General features: G+C 34.4%; 16 protein-coding genes. 7 read left to right on the forward strand and 9 right to left on the reverse strand.

Annotated features, from left to right (window positions below; all coding sequences use genetic code 11):
• Nucleotides 1-16: 16 nt before the first annotated feature.
• The 7 genes from VB264_RS13960 to VB264_RS13990 all read right to left on the reverse strand — a co-directional run bounded on the left by VB264_RS13960 (nt 17) and on the right by VB264_RS13990 (nt 5,646).
• A complete protein-coding gene (locus VB264_RS13960) occupies nt 17-1,135 on the reverse strand; it encodes a transglutaminase domain-containing protein (protein WP_323250330.1) in 1,119 nt (372 codons plus the stop codon).
• A 213-nt stretch (nt 1,136-1,348) separates the two neighbouring features.
• Complete coding sequence (locus tag VB264_RS13965) at nt 1,349-1,897, reverse strand: hypothetical protein (RefSeq protein WP_323250332.1); 549 nt, start codon at nt 1,895-1,897, stop codon at nt 1,349-1,351.
• A 234-nt stretch (nt 1,898-2,131) separates the two neighbouring features.
• Nucleotides 2,132-2,845 carry a CPCC family cysteine-rich protein gene (locus VB264_RS13970; protein WP_323250334.1) on the reverse strand — a complete coding sequence of 238 codons (714 nt, stop codon included), beginning with the start codon at nt 2,843-2,845 and terminating at the stop codon, nt 2,132-2,134.
• A gap of 81 nt (nt 2,846-2,926) precedes the next feature.
• On the reverse strand, nt 2,927-3,241 hold the full coding sequence (locus VB264_RS13975; RefSeq protein ID WP_323250335.1) for a DUF3630 family protein: 315 nt from the start codon (nt 3,239-3,241) through the stop codon (nt 2,927-2,929).
• Between the two features lie 148 nt (nt 3,242-3,389).
• A complete protein-coding gene (locus VB264_RS13980; protein ID WP_323250337.1) occupies nt 3,390-4,562 on the reverse strand; it encodes a tetratricopeptide repeat protein in 1,173 nt (390 codons plus the stop codon).
• A 193-nt stretch (nt 4,563-4,755) separates the two neighbouring features.
• On the reverse strand, nt 4,756-4,944 hold the full coding sequence (locus VB264_RS13985; protein ID WP_309919583.1) for a hypothetical protein: 189 nt from the start codon (nt 4,942-4,944) through the stop codon (nt 4,756-4,758).
• A 57-nt stretch (nt 4,945-5,001) separates the two neighbouring features.
• Complete coding sequence (locus tag VB264_RS13990) at nt 5,002-5,646, reverse strand: hypothetical protein (RefSeq protein ID WP_309919580.1); 645 nt, start codon at nt 5,644-5,646, stop codon at nt 5,002-5,004.
• Nucleotides 5,647-5,976: 330 nt separating this feature from the next.
• Here VB264_RS13990 and VB264_RS13995 point away from each other — a divergent pair, with 330 nt between their 5' ends.
• Nucleotides 5,977-7,164, forward strand: coding sequence for a lycopene cyclase family protein (locus VB264_RS13995; protein WP_323250339.1), 1,188 nt, complete (start codon nt 5,977-5,979; stop codon nt 7,162-7,164).
• 185 nt (nt 7,165-7,349) lie between these two features.
• Complete coding sequence (metK, locus tag VB264_RS14000) at nt 7,350-8,630, forward strand: methionine adenosyltransferase (RefSeq protein ID WP_323250341.1); 1,281 nt, start codon at nt 7,350-7,352, stop codon at nt 8,628-8,630.
• A 191-nt stretch (nt 8,631-8,821) separates the two neighbouring features.
• Here the strand turns inward: metK and hpf are convergent, their stop codons facing one another.
• Together hpf and VB264_RS14010 are read right to left on the reverse strand one after the other, a co-directional pair.
• Entirely contained in the window at nt 8,822-9,172 is a 351-nt protein-coding gene (hpf, locus tag VB264_RS14005; RefSeq protein WP_309919573.1) for a ribosome hibernation-promoting factor, HPF/YfiA family, read from the reverse strand.
• Nucleotides 9,173-9,597: 425 nt separating this feature from the next.
• Nucleotides 9,598-11,331, reverse strand: coding sequence for a VRR-NUC domain-containing protein (locus tag VB264_RS14010; protein WP_323250344.1), 1,734 nt, complete (start codon nt 11,329-11,331; stop codon nt 9,598-9,600).
• A 47-nt stretch (nt 11,332-11,378) separates the two neighbouring features.
• On the opposite strand from VB264_RS14010, the gene VB264_RS14015 reads away from it, so the two are divergent.
• From VB264_RS14015 to VB264_RS14035, 5 genes are all read left to right on the forward strand, one after another.
• Nucleotides 11,379-12,350, forward strand: a complete 972-nt coding sequence (locus tag VB264_RS14015; RefSeq protein WP_323250346.1) for a DUF2157 domain-containing protein — start codon at nt 11,379-11,381, stop codon at nt 12,348-12,350.
• 5 nt (nt 12,351-12,355) lie between these two features.
• Nucleotides 12,356-13,528 carry a hypothetical protein gene (locus tag VB264_RS14020; RefSeq protein WP_323250347.1) on the forward strand — a complete coding sequence of 391 codons (1,173 nt, stop codon included), beginning with the start codon at nt 12,356-12,358 and terminating at the stop codon, nt 13,526-13,528.
• Between the two features lie 256 nt (nt 13,529-13,784).
• Nucleotides 13,785-14,972, forward strand: coding sequence for a phosphoglycerate kinase (locus VB264_RS14025; protein WP_323250349.1), 1,188 nt, complete (start codon nt 13,785-13,787; stop codon nt 14,970-14,972).
• 88 nt (nt 14,973-15,060) lie between these two features.
• Entirely contained in the window at nt 15,061-17,556 is a 2,496-nt protein-coding gene (locus VB264_RS14030) for a bifunctional UDP-N-acetylmuramoyl-tripeptide:D-alanyl-D-alanine ligase/alanine racemase (protein ID WP_323250351.1), read from the forward strand.
• 265 nt (nt 17,557-17,821) lie between these two features.
• Nucleotides 17,822-18,571: a DeoR/GlpR family DNA-binding transcription regulator gene (locus VB264_RS14035; RefSeq protein ID WP_323250353.1), complete on the forward strand. Its 750-nt coding sequence runs from the start codon at nt 17,822-17,824 to the stop codon at nt 18,569-18,571.
• The last annotated feature ends 169 nt before the right edge of the window (nt 18,572-18,740 follow it).

The raw sequence follows: 18,740 nt of genomic DNA on the forward strand, positions 1-18,740 counted from the left end.
AAGATTTTTTTTTCGTCTAATTAGGCTTTGCATAAAAATCATTAATTGAGTTTGTGTATTCACAATAATCAATTTTTGAATTCCATACCAACATGAAAGTAGGATTTTCTGTAGCTAAAGGGACAAGCATTAAACTTCGTTTGTTATTTACTCTGTTACGCTCTGTAATTACATCTTCACGTTGGTCAAAAGAACAATCAAAATAATAAAGGTATGGTTGAACAAAATTAATGTAGGACATTTTATCAACTTTACCCAAACTTTTAAATTCCAGTTTATCAATATTTGTTCTAATAGCATTTTGAAATTCTACCGCATTCAAAGGAACATTATTAAGAAAAGGCATGGCATTAAATTGAGCATCAACAAAAACCCATTTTTGTAATTCATCAACAAAAACTTCCGTGGCAACGTGTCCTCCACCTCGCATTGATGTTGATATATCACTGGTTTTAAGATATATAACTCTTGACTTAAAGCCTGAAACCTTTAATTGTGATGCCAAGACATATCCATAAGCAAAACAAGGAAACCTTCCTCCTTCTTTTACTTCATCTAAAATTGAGATAGCATCATTTTTTTTAGGACTTACATCTCCTCTATGTTCCCATTGGCTACGAGTCCAATTTAAGATAGTCAAAACTTTATCAATTTGCGTTTTTGAATTTTTGAAAGGAATCGGATATTTTGTACGCAAAGAATCAAGATACCCCTTTTCATTTTCGTTGGTATATAAAATTTTATATTTAGGATTGCTTTCTGTTGAAGCATAATTTAACGTTGGAATAAAAATCTTCTGTCTTCTTACTGTTGTCAAGGCATAAGATTCATTGTTTAAATGAACATAGAAACGTTTGGTTTCATCATGATTAATTTCAAATTTGATACTATCAATGTCTGTCTTGAACTTGAACAAAATTTTAGTTTTTTCTGAAAGGTAAGTTTTAATGAGAAGGGTATCGTCTGCAATTTTAGGGGAAACTGTCCAATTACTATTTTCAACATTGTTTACATAATATTTGATTTTGGCATTATTTGCTTCTATGACAGGAAGACCTTTATAAGTTTTTTGACTATAAGCCAATATTGAAGAGGACGATATTAAAATTGTGAGTACTAGGTTTTGTAGTTTCATATTATGTTTAGTTATGTGTTAAAATTTCTGACAACTGTTTGGGACTCTCAATTAGCGTCGTATTTTACCTTATTCACCAATTAGCCTTAGGTGTTCTCTTATGTTTGTGAAAAAATATAATTTTGATAATTGGTGCGTTGCTCACGCAAGTGTTGTTGGTGAACAAACACTAACAACGGCGGGAATTAACAAGTGTAACACAGTCTATGATACTTATTTTAGTCTATTGTTAACTTCTTTTTCTAAATCGTCAAAGTTTGTTATCTCCATAGGAACTACTATAATGTGTTCACCATTAAAAGCATTTGAATTTATCGCTTTAACCCACAAATCTCCATTCTTTTTTTCGATAGATTTAATGTTATAAAAGTCAATTTTAGAATAATAAATATCACTGGTAATGTTCTTTGCTTTTTTCATTGCAAATCTGTGTAAAAAGTTGAGTCGTGGGTCGTTTTCTAAATCTATTACCTTTGTTATTGAATTTTCATCAATTATAATTTTAAGATTTTCTGCTACCAAATTTGTCAGTTTTTTATTGTTTAAGTAATTTAATCCAATAATTATAGTTGTAAACAATAAAGGAAGAAGCATTGTATAAATTAATTCTGCTGATACATCTTTTTGGCGTATCATTGAAAACATTAGAACACACATTGTTGTCACTATAGTAATTGCTAATATTTTAATTTTAAATACTCTATTGTTACTTCGTTTTGTGAATTCAGAGATTTTTGAATTGTCAATTTTATAAGTTTTCATTATTGTTTTTATTGTAATTTAAAATGTTTGATTTTATGCTTTGAGTTATATGACGAAGCATAATTTATCAATATTATAAGGTTGATTTATAATGATTAAAGAAAAACTTAATCAAAACGATAACACTCAAAGAAAACCAACTTGTATCAAAAAAATTAAAATGAGGTCAAGTTTTCACAAATTTGTCAAATCAAAGAGATTAAATAGTCATAGATGTTATCAGCTATTGATTTTTCAATCATATGGTTTCCAATTCTTGTCTTTGGGTTCTTCTATATTTGGTGGTCTTACGTTTCTTTTCATATTTATATCACAAGCACCAAATTTCATAAAATTCTTTTGTGCCTGTTTTAATGACGTTGGGTTTGCTCCACTTTCATAATTTGGGTCATCAAATTGTATTGCGTCATCCTCCCAAAAACAAACTGGGCAAATATAGTAAGCCCCATTAGGCTCTTCTGTAAATGTTTTATGTCCACAGCAAGGACAAGTAAACTTAGCATTAATTGTTAAGATTAGTAACGCTTTATCCAATCCAATAAGCGGTTTTGTTGTAACCCAACGTTCTTTTATATTATCAGGCAAAGCATTTATAGAAAGGTCATCATCAATAATAACATAATTCTGATTTGCACCTTTAGTTTTAATCCATTCTTCAATTTCAGACCCTCTGTCCAGCAATTGACTTATTTCAGTCTTATCATTTAGTTTTGAAATTGTTTCAAAATTCAAGCCTCTTGTGCTAAAAATTTCTTTCCATTTAGCTTCATCATAGTTTATCCGATGTGTAGTAGTCAAGACAATAGAAGCATTAGTTACCTTGTAAAGTATTGATAAATTTTTTAGCGCATTTTCATTAAGTCGCATAAAGCCGTCAGAAAGAAATTCTGGTTGTCTCCAAGAAGGTGTGGTTTCTAAGACTCCATCTATATCTAAAAGTATTATCATGCTGTTCCTTTCAGTCTTTATAATAGTGTATATCGTTTCGTTTCTAGTATGGTTGTAGTGGATGATGCTGTGATAGTCTATCTAGTCAAGATTAAGAAGTTTTTGAAAAAGTAGTGTCCCTATTTCTTCCACAGCGTTATTGTCTGCAAGTGTCGACTCTTTAAAAGCTAAAGGGCAAATAGATATTCCTAGATAAATATTATACAACAAAACTAATTTGCTTCCTTTAAAATCAAAATCCCAATAGATTATGTCAATGTGATTCAGCTTGTTAGTAAATGTTATATTAAAATTGGTTTCTAGGATGTGAGCAACTTTGTAAAATTTATCGAATCCACAATCATCATCAATGATTGCTTCTGTCCAACCTTTGTCTATTTCTAATTTGGGTTTCATTGTCTTTTATATTTTTCATTGAACTTAAGCCTTTATTTGTGTTTTTCGCTAACTAGGCATGCGTCAGCAAAGCACCAGTTATTTTTATAGTATTTATATTTATATTATTAAACACTGAATTGTTTGGTTGCTCACGCAAAAAAACTTTTCAGATATGTTCTTTAGTATCGGCAATTAGTTTGTCAATCATATAAGTGGAGTTGTCAAGTTCTTTTGCTTTTTGAAACAATTCCAATGCTTGGAAATATTCTCCTTTATCAAGATAGTAAATACCTAGGCTACGATAATTATATGAATTATTCTCGTCAAGTTTAAATGAATAATTTATATCTTCTAATCCTTCTTTTATTTTTCCAATTTTAATTTTTGAAAGTCCTCTGTTGCTGTATGAATAGGCATATTTCTCATCTATTTCAATCGATTTGTCAAATAACAGAATTGCTTCTTCAAATCTATTTAACAAATTAAAAGTAAATGCTTTATTATCTAAGGAATACTTATTATCAGGGTTTAATAGTAAAGACTTTTCATAAAACTCCAATGCTTTATCATACTGGTCAAGTTTAGAATATGAAAACCCTACGTTAAAATAATCGTTTGAATCCATTTTATCATAAATCATAAACTTTTCTGCAAGTTCATTTACTTGTTTGTAATTTTTTAATTGGAGAAAAGTGGCAATCGTCAACTTGTAAATATGTTCGTCATTCAAGCCATTTTTTAATATGTAGTTAAGCAAAATCGAAGCAACCTCATCAAATTTTTGTTGGTTATATAATGCAATTGCTTGCCTATACTCCTTTAACAACCATTTATAATTAAACAATTGCTTTAATTGATAGCCATCATTGTAGATGAAACTACCATCATATAGTTTTATCGGAGTTGTACGTGGTATAAGGTTAATTATTAAATCAAGGATTGATGACCCGAAAAAGATTACTAGAATGAATTTGATTGAACCATGAAGGTCATAAACAAAAGTGAAGTAACAAGCAATTATTGCGATAAAAATTGAAGCTAGAGGGCCTGTCAGTGTATAGATAATTTGCTTGTCGATTGTAATTCCATTTGCAGGGGGAACACACAGTCCAAATCTCCATAACAGTGGATTATAACTTAACCAAATCTCCAAAAGACCTATTTTGAAGTGAAAACTTTTTTCTTTGTTACCATACGAACCAATAAATATAGATGTCTTTTCTCTAGTCATTAGGATAGCAGGAATGGCATGTCCTAATTCATGAAATAAAACTGTAAATGGTGTTATAATAAGAACAATTAAAATTAAAAAGGGTACTATGATTGAAAAAAAACCCATTACTTAAGATATAAAATTTATTAATTTGCTCTGTTCATTTATTGCAATACATTGAAGTTGCTCCTTAGCCACAGAGTTTTTGACTGGCTTATAAATATGCTAAAGTTTTGTCATACTTTTAACATTTACAATTAATTATTCTGAACCTAAGATAATTATTTATTTTGAAGTTTGCTCTAACTGATGGCATGACTCAAACCTCATCCCAAAACAACATCCCAATTTTCAAGTTAATACCATCCAGCCTTTGTTGGTGTTTGTCCACCAACAAGTCATGCGTCAGCAATTTGCCAATTATTTTTACAATATTATATAATAAGTTGATTGGTTGCTGACGCAAAATTCGTGGGAGAAAAACGCCAACGAAGGCGGAAGGTGTCATACCATTCTTTTCTGCTATAAATATTCCATCCTTTCAGGATTGATTCCTCTTCTGAAATTATTTTGCAATAGAACCAACAAATAGTACTGGTTCTATTGCTTCAACACCGATGGTAGTTTCAACCATCAATGTCCACCATTTTTCAAATCCTATATCCTCGTCTTTTTTTCCATTATTTAAGTCTACCATACCTTTCCAAGCATTACAGTATAAAATGAAATTGTTCATAAATAACAATCTATATTTTAATGGTGTTGTTTCAGCAAAATGAAGCCTAATTCCTTTTTCTTTTGACAATGATAAAATAACTTGTTCGTCATCAGTTGTCAAAAAGGCAAAAGCCATAAAATTATCAGGAAGTGATACTCTCATGTTGTTTTCATCCACTACTTTCAACGTTTTCAAAATGTCTGCTGTAATAAACGACCAATAATGTTTGGTCAATGAATATAAAACTGTCCATTTCTCAAGCATTGGCGATGATGCAAAAAGTTTGTCTTCCTCGCAAGGAAGCCACATAGCAAACTCAACATTTTTTAGTTCATTCCATTCTATAGGTTTTTGAATTGAATGCTGAAATTTGAGAATTATTTCCCCTATAGAACCATTTAATTTACTTTCTGAATCAATTTTATTTTCTGAATCAGTCTCTTGCGTACTTTCTTTTGTCGGCTTACCAAAAAGTTTTTTAAAAATGCTCATTGTCGTTGTTTAAGGTTGTCTCTAACTTACCTATTTTATGCGAAAAGGGTATTCTCTTTCATATATTATTTAAAACTTATTTTCATGAACCTAAGATAATTATTTATTTTGAAGTTTGCTCTAACTGATGGCATGACTTTGAGTCATGCCATCAGTATTTACTCAGTATATGCTTTAGCCTTCGTTGGAGAAAACCGCCAACAAGAGTAAAAACCCTTACCCTAAAAATCTCAAAGCTGAAAGCTCAAAGCTCACAACTACCTAAATTTCCAAAACAACATCCCAATTTTCAAGTTAATATCATTAAATTAGTGTTTATTCTACTACATAATGAATCAAACTCTTCCAAATACTTATCAATATATCATTGCTGGGGGTGGCATGGCTGGACTTTCGTTGGCTTTTTATTTGAATAAAAGCTTACTGAAAAATGAGTCTATCCTTATCATCGACCGTGATGTAAAACAGGCTAATGACCATACTTGGTGTTTTTGGGAAAAAGAAGTTAGCCCTTTTGAGGATATTATCTATAGAAAATGGAATGGGCTTTGGTTCTACGGCAAGGAAGATTTTGCCAGATTTATGGATATTGAAGAGTACACCTACAAAATGCTTCGGGGTGAAGATTTTTACCAATATATTATTCCACTCCTCAAACAAAACCCTAACATTAGTTTTTTGCAGGCTGATATTGAAAAAATTAATGGAACTACTACCTCAGCAGAGGTTCTGACCAACAAAGGTACATTTATAGCCAATGGTTTTGTGTTTGATAGCATTACGGTGTCTAGCTTCAATAAACCCAATTACCATAATATGCTCCAACATTTTAAGGGTTGGATCATTGAAACTGCTCAACCGAGCTTTGAACCCCAAAAACCTACGCTTTTTGATTTTAGAATAGCACAGCAAAACGAATGTAGGTTCGTATATGTTTTGCCACATTCCACAACCAAAGCATTGGTTGAATTTACGGTTTTTTCAGATAACCTCCTCGACGAGGCTTCGTATAACAATGCCTTAAAACAATATATTCAGGAGGTTTTGAAGATTGATGATTACCGAATCACTGAAATAGAGTCGGGCGTTATTCCCATGTCTGACGAGCCACAAGTAATTTCTCCGTCCCCAAAAGTTATCAGAATTGGTACGGCCGGTGGGTATGTTAAAGCCTCAACGGGCTATAGTTTTCAGCGTAGCCAACGATTTTTACAAAAATTAGTCTCGGATTTAGCCTTAGCCCATACTACAAATAAGCCGATAGTATTTCAAGGCAATTTCAATACAAATCGCTGGAAGGCGTTGTTGGATAGTATCCTCCTCAATGTGATGCTGCACAAGAGAATGCCTGCTGATATGATATTCACTAAGTTATTTCAATCTAATCGTCCAGCGGATGTATTAAAGTTTCTGGATGAAGATAGTACTATCTGGCAAGACATCCTCTTGATGCAAAGTGTGCCTACTCTACCATTTATCATGGGTGCAAAAAGTGTAGTATCGGCAAAACTCTATTAAATTATAGTAGTATTAGTCCTAATATTTTATGGTAATATTCGTTTTTATAGTCAATATCCTTAAATATAGACTTATTTAAAGATAATTTATCTATAAATACAGCATTCAATAAGCCAAATTGTCAAATAAAAATATTAGTGATAAATTTGTGCTTTGATTGATTCACAAATTATAAAATATTCATAATGGCATATCTTTTCACCTCTGAGTCGGTATCGGAAGGACACCCAGATAAAATTGCTGACCAAATCTCAGACGCCCTCATTGATAATTTCATGGCGTTTGATCCTTCTTCAAAAGTAGCGTGCGAGACCCTTGTAACCACAGGTTTAGTAGTGTTAGCAGGAGAAGTAAAAACTAATACTTATTTAGATGTTCAAACCATTGCCCGTGATGTAATCCGTAAAATCGGATATACAAAATCTGAATATATGTTCGAGGCAAATTCTTGTGGTATCATCTCTGCTATCCATGATCAATCTGCTGATATCAACCAAGGGGTTGATAGAGTAACGGCTGATGATTTTGAATCAAAAGCAAATGCGCAAGGTGCTGGTGACCAAGGAATGATGTTTGGTTATGCAACCAAAGAAACCGACAACTATATGCCTTTGGCGTTAGATTTGGCTCACCAAATCTTGAAGGAAATGTCAGCGATTCGTAACAGCGAACCTGAATTGATTGATTACCTTCGTCCAGATGCAAAATCACAAGTAACCATTGAATATTCTGACGATAACGTTCCTCAAAGAATTGATACTATTGTTGTTTCAACACAACACGATGAATTCTCTGATGATGAATCAATGTTAGCCAAAATCAAAGCTGATATTATCAATATTGTTATTCCAAGAGTAAAAGATAAATGTAAGCCTGAATTACAAGGTTTATTTGATGGCGACATCACTTACCACATCAACCCTACTGGTAAATTTGTAATCGGTGGTCCTCACGGAGATACAGGTTTGACAGGCCGTAAAATCATCGTAGATACTTACGGTGGAAAAGGTGCTCACGGTGGTGGTGCATTCTCGGGTAAAGATCCTTCTAAAGTTGACCGTTCGGCGGCTTATGCTACGCGTCACGTAGCTAAAAACCTAGTGGCTGCTGGTTTGGCTGACGAAGTGTTGGTACAAGTTTCTTATGCTATCGGGGTGGCTCAGCCTTGTGGTCTTTTTGTCAATACTTATGGTACTAGCAAAGTAGGTTTAACAGACGGAGAAATCGCTCGTCAAGTTGAAGAAATCTTTGATATGCGTCCTTATGCTATCGAACAACGTTTGAAATTGCGTAACCCTATCTATTCAGAAACGGCTGCGTATGGCCACATGGGACGTACTAACGAAATCGTGAAGAAGTCTTTCAAAGGGCCAGATGGCGTTGTTTTTGAGAAAGAGGTGGAACTTTTCACTTGGGAGAAATTAGACTACGTAGATGCTGTAAAAGCTAAATTTGGCTTAGCATAGTTTAGATATTATCTATCAAAAAAAAAGGCATCAATCGATGCCTTTTTTTTTGATACTATATAACCATTTTTTTTTAATATTATCTAATACATCACAAGCAACATTTCCTTTATTTATACTCTATTTTTAGAAAATAAAAAAGGGAACTTCTTGCGAAGCTCCCCTTAAAGCAAATTGCACTTACTAAAATATTAACTTTCCATTGCCATCGACATCAATACGTTTCTTGTCGGATTAGCTTTATCTTGTATTCGTTCTTTAAATCTTTTAAGTTGGATTTTGAGTGCTTCAATGGCAATGTCCATTGCTTCTTCAAATGTCTTACCCTGTTCTTTTACAAAAAGCGTCCCGCCGGGTAAATTAATTTTAACTTCCAACATTTTACTTCTGACCTTCTTTGTATCCCCTTTATCTACTTTTAGAAATACTTCACCTCCAGTAATTCGGTCATAAAAGGTATCCAGTTTATTTAATTTTGACTGGATAAACTCCAATAGCTTGATGTCAGCATCGAAGTGAATTGAATGCACTTGTAATTTCATACGCACTCGGTGTTTAAGTTAAACAAATTTTAAAAGAAAGCCCTCAATCAAAGCCTTTTGCTCATTGGAGCAGTTCTCTGTTTTACCTTAATGTTTCCCATTCGAATTTCACTTACGCTACACCGCTATTTTATTGCAATCAAACAAATAAATATAATTCAACAAAAATGGGAATAAGAAACATTAAAGTCAAAACAAAGAACTCTCCGTTTTAGTCAAATAAACCCAACCGACTAAGATAGGGTTTATAACTTATCTTGAGCTTTTTCTTAAATGAATTTCGACATTAAATTTCAATTATCCAAATGTTAAATACACATTCTTTGAATAATCAAAGTTATTGAATCCTACTATATAGTTACAGGATAATTATATTAGAAAAGTGCAAAATTTGGCTTTTAATCGGGTAAAAAACCCTTTGAAATCTACAAAAACTCGTCCAAATTAGGCTTTTCCCAGGCTACTCTCAGCACTTTCGAGTGCACATTGATCTTTTCAAAAAAGCGTTGCCAATACAGTTGCTGATTAGACAAACTATCGGTTGGAGACTTCACTTCTATAAAACAATATTCGCCATCGTCCCACATGAATAAGTCTGGAAAACCCCGAATGTTTTCTCTTAAGTTCCTCGCCATTTCTAGCATAATTGCACTAACTTGTTCAGACGAAAGTTTTTCTAAAACGGTCTGAATCAATGGGAAAAGTCCTCCGTACCAATCTACCAAAGGATTAGTAATGCCGTATTTTTCAAAGAAAATATTGTAAATATAAATCGACGTAGCATCTATATCTTCCAACATTTGAAGGCGCTCTTCTATCTTCTCTTTCCTCTTTTCAAAAAAAGTAGGCTTGAATAAATCAGACGGCGAACGCTGTAAGGGGTGATGGATAGACAAGGTTTCGGTATCAAAAATAATGTCCCAAAATAATAATCCGAAGAGACTCCTCCAAAGATGGTTTTCGGTAAAAGTTGCTTTTTTATATTGTCTTTCGTAATAATCTATCACGCCCATCTCCACTTGTCTTTTCCAAACCAAATCAATCGTGATTGACTCTGACCCGTGCAAATGCTGGGTAATGGCTTTCTTTGATTTCTTTTTTTGCAACTGTGCCTCTAAACGATTCAAATAATCTTCTGCAAAAAAGTGTTCATCTGCATTCTGAGGTTCTGCTAAAATTACCTCGCAAAGGGCTTTGGCTTCTTCCTTATTTTTAAGTTTGTCTAAAATCCGTACTTGTCTTTCTCGGGAAGGCGACTGCTCCGTCAAGCGGAAAACTATCAGCGCTTCATCCAAGGCTTTAATCTTTTCTAAGTATGCCCCTACTTTCAATGTAAAGCGTTCAAAGGTAGGAATGGCTATTTCCGACAGTTCTTTTCCATGTGTTTCGGCCCAATCCATAAACCAATTATAAATTTCAAGGTAATCTACTTTGGTTTCTTGCATCACATAAAAATCTTCCCTCGCCAAGCTCACTTTTAGCTTATCTTCCACCTCCTGTCGGGTCTGAAAATAAGCCACCATTTTATCTTCGTCATACTTCTCATAATTCTGATAACCCAAATCGCGGGTTACGAACTCTGACATATCGCCGTGGCGCGTTCCAAAAAAGAGAAACTTTAATAGTTGTACCTCCTCTTCAAAGCATACTTTCACGACAGAGTGCTCGATGGCATGAATTTTTGAGAAATCTTTTTCATCTAATAAAAACAGTATTTCTTCCCAATCTCCCACCTCTAAAAGCCAATCAAGCACTTCTTCTTTTTTTAAAGATGATTTGCCCTTGGTGGGTAGGTTGAGCATCTTGGCTAAAAAAATCAGCTCGGTTTTATTAAAAATATCTAGTACTTCATACGCATATTGAAGATGCTTTATTCCAAGTGGTTCTACAAAATTCTTAATAATCAAACTGTTCAGTACCGCTGGAATATTTTCAATTTCAGCATATTTCAGCTTTTCAACCCTAAAAAAAGAACCTGTTCTATTTACAAAGCGTATGTACAAACATTGCTCGTCTTCTGTTAATGCATCAAATTGAGACAAGAATTGCTGTTCACTTTCGTTCAGAATATGTTGGTACTTTTTCTGGACAAAAGTCAATAAATATTGAAAGTATTCTAAGTAATATTTTGGAGGAAGTTCTATTCGTTCGGGAGCCATCAAATATTTTTTTCGTAATTTACAAAGATAAATAATCCTATTTAGGTATGACAAACCAAAAAGTCCTTGAAATATTTCTAGAGAAAGCTATTATTTCTGCACAGACAGGGCAACATATTACTGATTTTGAAGATAGCAAACCATTTTCCCTACATTACGAATTAAAACTAATATTATATGTTGGTATATTTTTATTCAGTAGTGGCTTGGGGATAGTTATCTATCAAAATCTGGATTCTATTGGGCATACCGCTATCGTTGTCTTTATTAGTGTGTTGGTCTTGTTATGTTTTGGGTTTTCGTTTTGGAAAAGAAAAGCCTTTAGTTGGCAAGCAGTAGAACAAGACAATCCTTTTGCCGACTTTGTTTTGGTATTAGGTTGCTTGTGTTTTCTAACGTTAGAAAGCTACCTACAATATCAATACAATTTGTTCGGAGAAAAATATGGGCTAATCACTTTTATCCCTGCTGTCGTTTTCTTTTTGGCGGCTTATGTGTTTGACCATCGAGGAGTGCTTTCTATGGCTATTACTGCCTTTGCTTCGTGGGTAGGTGTTTCTATTTCGCCTTTATCGGTATTCTCTAAAAATGATTTCTCTGCCCCTTATTTTATTTTCACTTCAATTGGTCTAGGGCTTTTTTATGTGGTAATTGGCTTGCTTGCAGAGTATAAGCAATTTAAAAAACATTTTTCATTTACTTATCTTTTGTTAGGGAGCAATTTGGCTTTAGTAGCAGGCACTGCAGGTATTTTTGAAGAACACATCAAGTACATTTATTGCTTGATAGTATTAGCAATAAGCGCGGGTTTGTGCTATTATGCTAAAATAAAACAGTCTTATGTATTTCTATTGACGGGAGTTGTCTTTGCCTACATCGCCCTAACCGATGTTATTTTTGATACTTTCCCTGATGACTTTCTGAGGGGTTGGTTTACAGCATTTTACTTTATTGCCTCTGGCATTGGGGTTATATACTTGTTGTTCAACCTCAAGAAAATTCTTAAAACCTCAAATTAAACCTTATGAAAGCATATCAACAACAATGGATTGATTATAGCTACCTACAAGCCAAAGCTCAAAATTGGTTTGAAAAAGGCTTGCTCACTGAACAGCAAAACAATGACATCAAAAAACAGTTTGTCCTCGATTATTATCAGCCCAACGTCTTTATCAAAATAGCCTTATTCCTTTTTACAGCGTTGTGCTGTATTTTTGCTTGTTCTTTATTTTTATTACTTTTTTCAGCTTCCTCTCTAGATAGTATCTTAAAAGGTGTCACTACTTTATCTTTATTCTTTGCAGTACTAAGTGTACTTCTATTAGAGTTTTTAATTAAAGAAAAAAAGGTTTTTCAGGCGGGTATCGACAACGCTTTAATCTATTTTTCAATTGGTTCTTGTTGTACTTTCTTATATTATCAGTTAGAGTCTTCTCATTTACCTGCTTGGCTAGAATGTTTTTTCTTTCTACCCTTCTTCGTTATCGCCTATATCCGCTATGCCGATGCTTTGGTAGCCTGTGGAATTTATTTTTTGTTAATCATCACGCTAGTTGATTTTTGTCTTGAATTTACTATCGGCAAAACTCTTTTGCCTTTCGTAATGCTGTTTTTTTCACTGGGTATGAATCGATTGGTTATGAAACTTAGTCTGCGAAAAGATTACCTTTATTATGAGACATCATTGGATATTTTAAAAACCTTATCCATTGCATCGTTCTATCTCAGTGTTAATTATTTTATCGTTCGCGAGGGTAACGCCATGATTAATAAAGTCTTTACAAGTGTAGCCCCTCAAATTGGACTTGCTCCTCTTTTCTATTTCTTTACTACTGTTATTCCATTCGTGTATGTGTATATAGGTCTAAAAAAACGTGACCGCACCTTCCTGATGTTAGGGTTGCTAACTTTGGCTTTTTCCTTTTTCACTTATCGACATTATTTCGGGGTAATTCCTACGGAGATTGCTTTGTTAATTTGTGGAGGGCTGATGATTGGTGGGGCATCTTTAGCCATCAACTTTTTAAAGCAACCTAAATATGGCTTCACTTATGCTCCTGACAACAACCTCGAAGGATTTAATTTAGATACTATTCTATTGGCTGAAGTAGTAAATAGTAAAATAAATACACATGATAAGCCTTTCAAATTTGGCGGAGGAAGCAGTGGCGGAGGTGGCGCAGGAAGCGAATATTGACATAGCAATATTAAATATAATCATTCAATGATTATCTAAGAAAAAATACTCAAATTATTGACTTTTTTCGTGAATGATGATGAAAAATGTATATTTGTTTTCTGAATTCGGTTTTGTTAGTAAAACCTTTAGACCGAATTTTACAAAAACATCCAAAAGGTCTTCTTTCTTGATAAAAGAGAGAAATATTTTGAAATACTTAATATTATCAAAATATTATTTTGCCATTAATAAAAAATACATAATTTAATTATCCATGAAAACTGTCGATTCTTACAATTTTGCTGGCAAACGTGCCTTAGTCCGAGTAGATTTTAACGTACCTTTAAACGAGCGTTTTGAGATTACTGATGATACTCGTATCAAAGCTACAATTCCTACAATCACTAAAATTTTGAATGATGGTGGTTCGGTGATTTTGATGTCTCACTTAGGTCGCCCGAAAGATGGCCCTACAGATAAATACTCATTAAAACACCTTGTAACCCCTCTTTCAGTAGTATTTGGTCGCCCAGTGAAATTTGCAGATGATTGTATCGGTCAATCTGCTATTGACTTGGCTGCTAGTTTACAAAGCGGAGAAATTTTATTGTTAGAAAACCTTCGTTTTTACAAAGAAGAAGAAAAAGGAAATGTAGAGTTTGCTGAAAAATTATCTAAGCTAGGTGATGTTTGGGTAAATGATGCTTTCGGGACAGCTCACCGTGCACATGCTTCAACAGCAGTAATTGGTCAGTTTTTTGAAGACAGAATTTGTGGTTATGTAATGCAGGCTGAAATCGAGAATGCTCAAAGAGTATTAGAAAACTCAGAGCGTCCATTTACAGCCATTATGGGTGGTTCTAAGGTTTCTGATAAAATCTTAATTATCGAGCGTCTTTTAGATAAAGTTGATAATTTGATTATTGGTGGTGGTATGACATACACTTTTGTGTTGGCTGAAGGTGGCAAAATCGGAAATTCAATTTCTGAACCAGATAAAGTAGAGCTAGCAAAAGAAATTTTGATTAAAGCGAAAGAAAAAGGTGTTAACGTATATATGCCTGTAGATAACTTGTGTGCTGATAAGTTCTCTAACGATGCTGAACGCCAAGTGGTTGCTTCTGGTGCTATTCCAGACGGCTGGCAAGGGTTGGACATTGGTCCAGAAACGGCTGAAATTTTCAAGAAAGTAATTGAAGCTTCAAAAACAGTATTATGGAATGGTCCGATGGGCGTATTTGAATTCCCTAATTTTGCGGCTGGAACAAATGCTATCGCTGATTCAGTAGTGAAAGCTACAGAAGAAAACGGTGCTTTCTCATTAATCGGTGGTGGTGACTCTGCTTCAGCAGTAAACAACGCTGGTTATGGTGACAGGGTTTCTTATGTTTCAACAGGTGGAGGTGCGTTGTTAGAATACATGGAAGGTAAAGTATTACCGGGTGTTGCTGCATTGCAATAACTGATAAAAATCTGCATTATTTGAAGGCGATACAATTTTTGTATCGCCTTTTTGTATTTATCTTTGAGTCAATTATAATATAACAATCGTGGAATTTAAAGCATTACCCATCAATACTACAGCACAATATCTTTTGAATGATAGTCGCCAGTTGTCATCCCCACAGCGGTCTATCTTCTTTGCTATTAAAGGTTTACATCACGACGGACACCTGTTTTTAGATGATTTATACCGAAAAGGCGTACGCGAGTTTGTGGTAGAAACCGATGCCCTCAGCCCTGCTATTCTACGGGAATTAAAGAAATTTACGGATGCCAAAATATGGCAAGTGGAAGATAGCATCACTGCCATGCAAGAGGTGGCTCAGCGTCACCGCGAGCAATTTAATTTACCTGTTATTGGCATCACTGGTAGCAATGGCAAAACCATCGTTAAAGAATGGTTAGCACAATTATTGAGCAACCGTTTTAAAATTGTAAAAAGCCCCAAAAGTTATAATTCTCAGATTGGTGTGCCGCTTTCGGTATGGCAAATCAACGAAAGTCATAACTTAGGTATCTTTGAAGTGGGTATTTCCAAGGTGGAGGAAATGGAAAAGCTAGAGAAGGTAGTAAAACCTTCCATTGGCATTTTCACGAATATTGGCACTGCACACAACGAGTTTTTTAGCAGTAATTCACAGAAGATTAAGGAAAAAATCAAGCTTTTCAAGCATGCTAGTACTTTGATATATTGTGCCGATTATGTAGCGATTGATGAGATTATTAAAACGGATTTCATGGTTGAAAACCCTGATTGCAAAATCATCAATTGGTCAAGAATGGCTAGTACTGGCGCGCGTGTGTCTTGGGAAATATATAATGAAAACACGAAAGTCTTTTTAGACTTAACCGCTATTTCGCCTAATACTGAAAGATTCAGCACCACGCTTGATATTCCTTTCACTGATGAAGCCTCTATCGAAAACGCTATCCATTGCATCCTCACGCTTTGGTATTTGGGGTATAGCACCTCTGATATTCAGGCAAGGCTACAAATCCTTCGTCCTGTTTCGATGCGCTTAGAAATGAAGCAAGGAACGAATGCTAATTATTTGATAGATGATACTTATAACAATGATTTAGCAGGCTTGACAATCGCACTGAATTTTTTGAGCCAGCAAAAACAAAAACAGAAAAAAGTACTTATCCTGAGTGATTTATTGGAGACTGGTGTCCCTGAAAAAGAACTTTATAAACAGATAGCCCATTTAGTAAAAGAAAGGCATTTAGAACAGTTTATTGGTATCGGCGATGTGATATCCCGCAATAAAAATCATTTTATGGCTAGTTCGGTCAAAACTGATACAAATATTCAGTTTTATAAAAACACGAAGGATTTTCTGGAGAGCCAAGCCATCAAATCATTACATAACTCCACCATTCTGATTAAGGGTGCAAGGAAATATGGCTTTGAACAGATTGTGAATAGACTTGTTCAAAAAACACATGGAACTATCCTTGAAATCAATCTGGATGCTATTACCAATAATTTGAATTATTATCGTGATAAAGTTGGGCAACAGATTAAGATGATGGTAATGGTAAAAGCATTTGCCTATGGCTCTGGTAGCACAGAGGTAGCCAATTTGCTTCAATTTCATGGCGTTGATTACCTAGCCGTTGCCTATACGGATGAAGGGGTTTCTCTCAGACAAAACGGCGTTTATCTACCGATTATGGTGATGAACCCCTCTCCTAACGATTTTGAGCAATTGGTGGCTTATTCTCTTGAGCCTGAAATATATAGTTTGAGAATCCTCCACGAGTTTTCTGAATACATTGATAGCCGTAATTTAAGCTCGAAAATTCACCTTAAAATTGATACAGGGATGCATCGGTTGGGCTTTGAAAAAGAGGCTTTGCCCGAATTACTGAAAAGTTTGCAGTCGAACCCCAACTTATGGGTGTCAACTATTTTCAGTCATTTAGCAGCGGCTGACGATGCTGATTTGGATGATTTTACAAGACAGCAAGTCAAAACGTTTACCGAAATGGCGAATGAAATCTCGGAAGCCTTGGGCTATATTCCCTCACGCCATTTAGCTAATTCCGCTGGCATTGCCCGTTTCCCCGAAGCGCGGCTGGATATGGTAAGGCTTGGTATCGGGCTGTATGGTGTAGCTGCCAAACCCGAAGACCAAGTAAATTTGCAGACGGTGGGTACTTTAAAAACGGTAATTTCGCAAATTAAGCACATAAAGTCTTCGGAGACTGTCGGTTATGGCAGAAAAGGCGAATTGAAAAGGGATACCAAAATTGCTACCATAGCAATTGGATACGCTGATGGTTTTGATAGAGGATATGGCAGGGGTGTTGGCGAGGTGTTGGTAAATGGACATAGATGCAAAGTAGTCGGAAATGTATGCATGGATATGACGATGGTGGATATTACCGATGTACCAAATGTGCAGGAAGGAGACGAAGTGATTATTTTTAATAAAGAACTGACTATTACCGAATTATCTCAAAAAATAAATACTATTCCTTACGAAGTATTAACCAGTGTAAGCGAAAGAGTAAAACGTGTTTTCTATCAGTTATAGGCTATAAAAAAAGTGCAAGAAATAATTCTTGCACTTTTAACCTTCAACCTTTTAAAACATAATTCAATCAAAATCAATTTGGCGTAAAATGCTTTCGATTGACTGTCTAATTTGTTTGATATAAAAATGGTTATAATATTTCTTTAAAAAATGGCTAATGTTTGTAATACAAATTTATGCAAACTTTTCATATAAAAACAAATATATTTGCAAAAAATTGCAAAAAATTTCAAGATTAAAATATCCACCCTCCTAATTTGGTATCATGTTAAAAGAAGAACGTCAACAAATAATTTTAGATAAGCTAAGTACAGACAAAAAGGTAACTTTAGTTGATTTAGGACAAATCCTAAATGTATCTTACGACAGCGTTCGTCGTGACATTATCGAACTCGAAGACAGAGGGCTTCTAAAGAAAGTACATGGGGGTGCTATCGCTAATTCATACTTATCTATCAAGGCAAGTAAAGGACTGGGGATTGTCAATACAGAATTTGTAACGATTGCTAAAAAAGCGATGAAATTGATTGAAAACCACAAAATCATTTTGATGGACGGAGGAACAACCAATTTCTACATTGCCGAGCAACTCCCTAAAAACATGGAGATTACCGTTGTAACCAACAATCCTCATTTGGCTACAGCCTTAGCAGAGCATCCTAAGGTTGAGATAATTTTGTTAGGTGGTTCTTTTTATAAACGTTATCAAATAACCCTTGGCTCAAAGACATTTCAGGATTTAGAGCACATCCATGCTGATATATATTTCATGGGTACAAACAGCATCAATCCAGAATTAGGCTTGGCTATTCGTCACTATGAAGAATCGTTATTAAAACAAAAAATGATGAGTATTTCAAGGAAAATCGTTACTTGTGTGATAGAGGAAAAAATTAACAGAGAAGAGAATTATAAGGTATGTGATTTTACGGCTCTTGACTATTTAATCACGAGTTTATCGCCTACCGATAATTTACTATCTGGCTTTAGGAATAAAAATGTTGAGATATTGTAACTTTTGTTTGCAAAAGGTTGCAGATTTAGTAGCACGAGTTTTCAACTCGTGAATAAATAATATACGAGTTGAAAACTCGTGCTACAAAAAACATGAGTCATCCCGAATTTCCCCTAAAATTTTGCGTTTTAGAGACAATTTGAGAGGTTTTCTACTTATTATTGTCTAG

It is taken from the genome of Arcicella aquatica (assembly GCF_034928825.1).
Classification (GTDB): Bacteria; Bacteroidota; Bacteroidia; order Cytophagales; family Spirosomataceae; genus Arcicella; species Arcicella aquatica.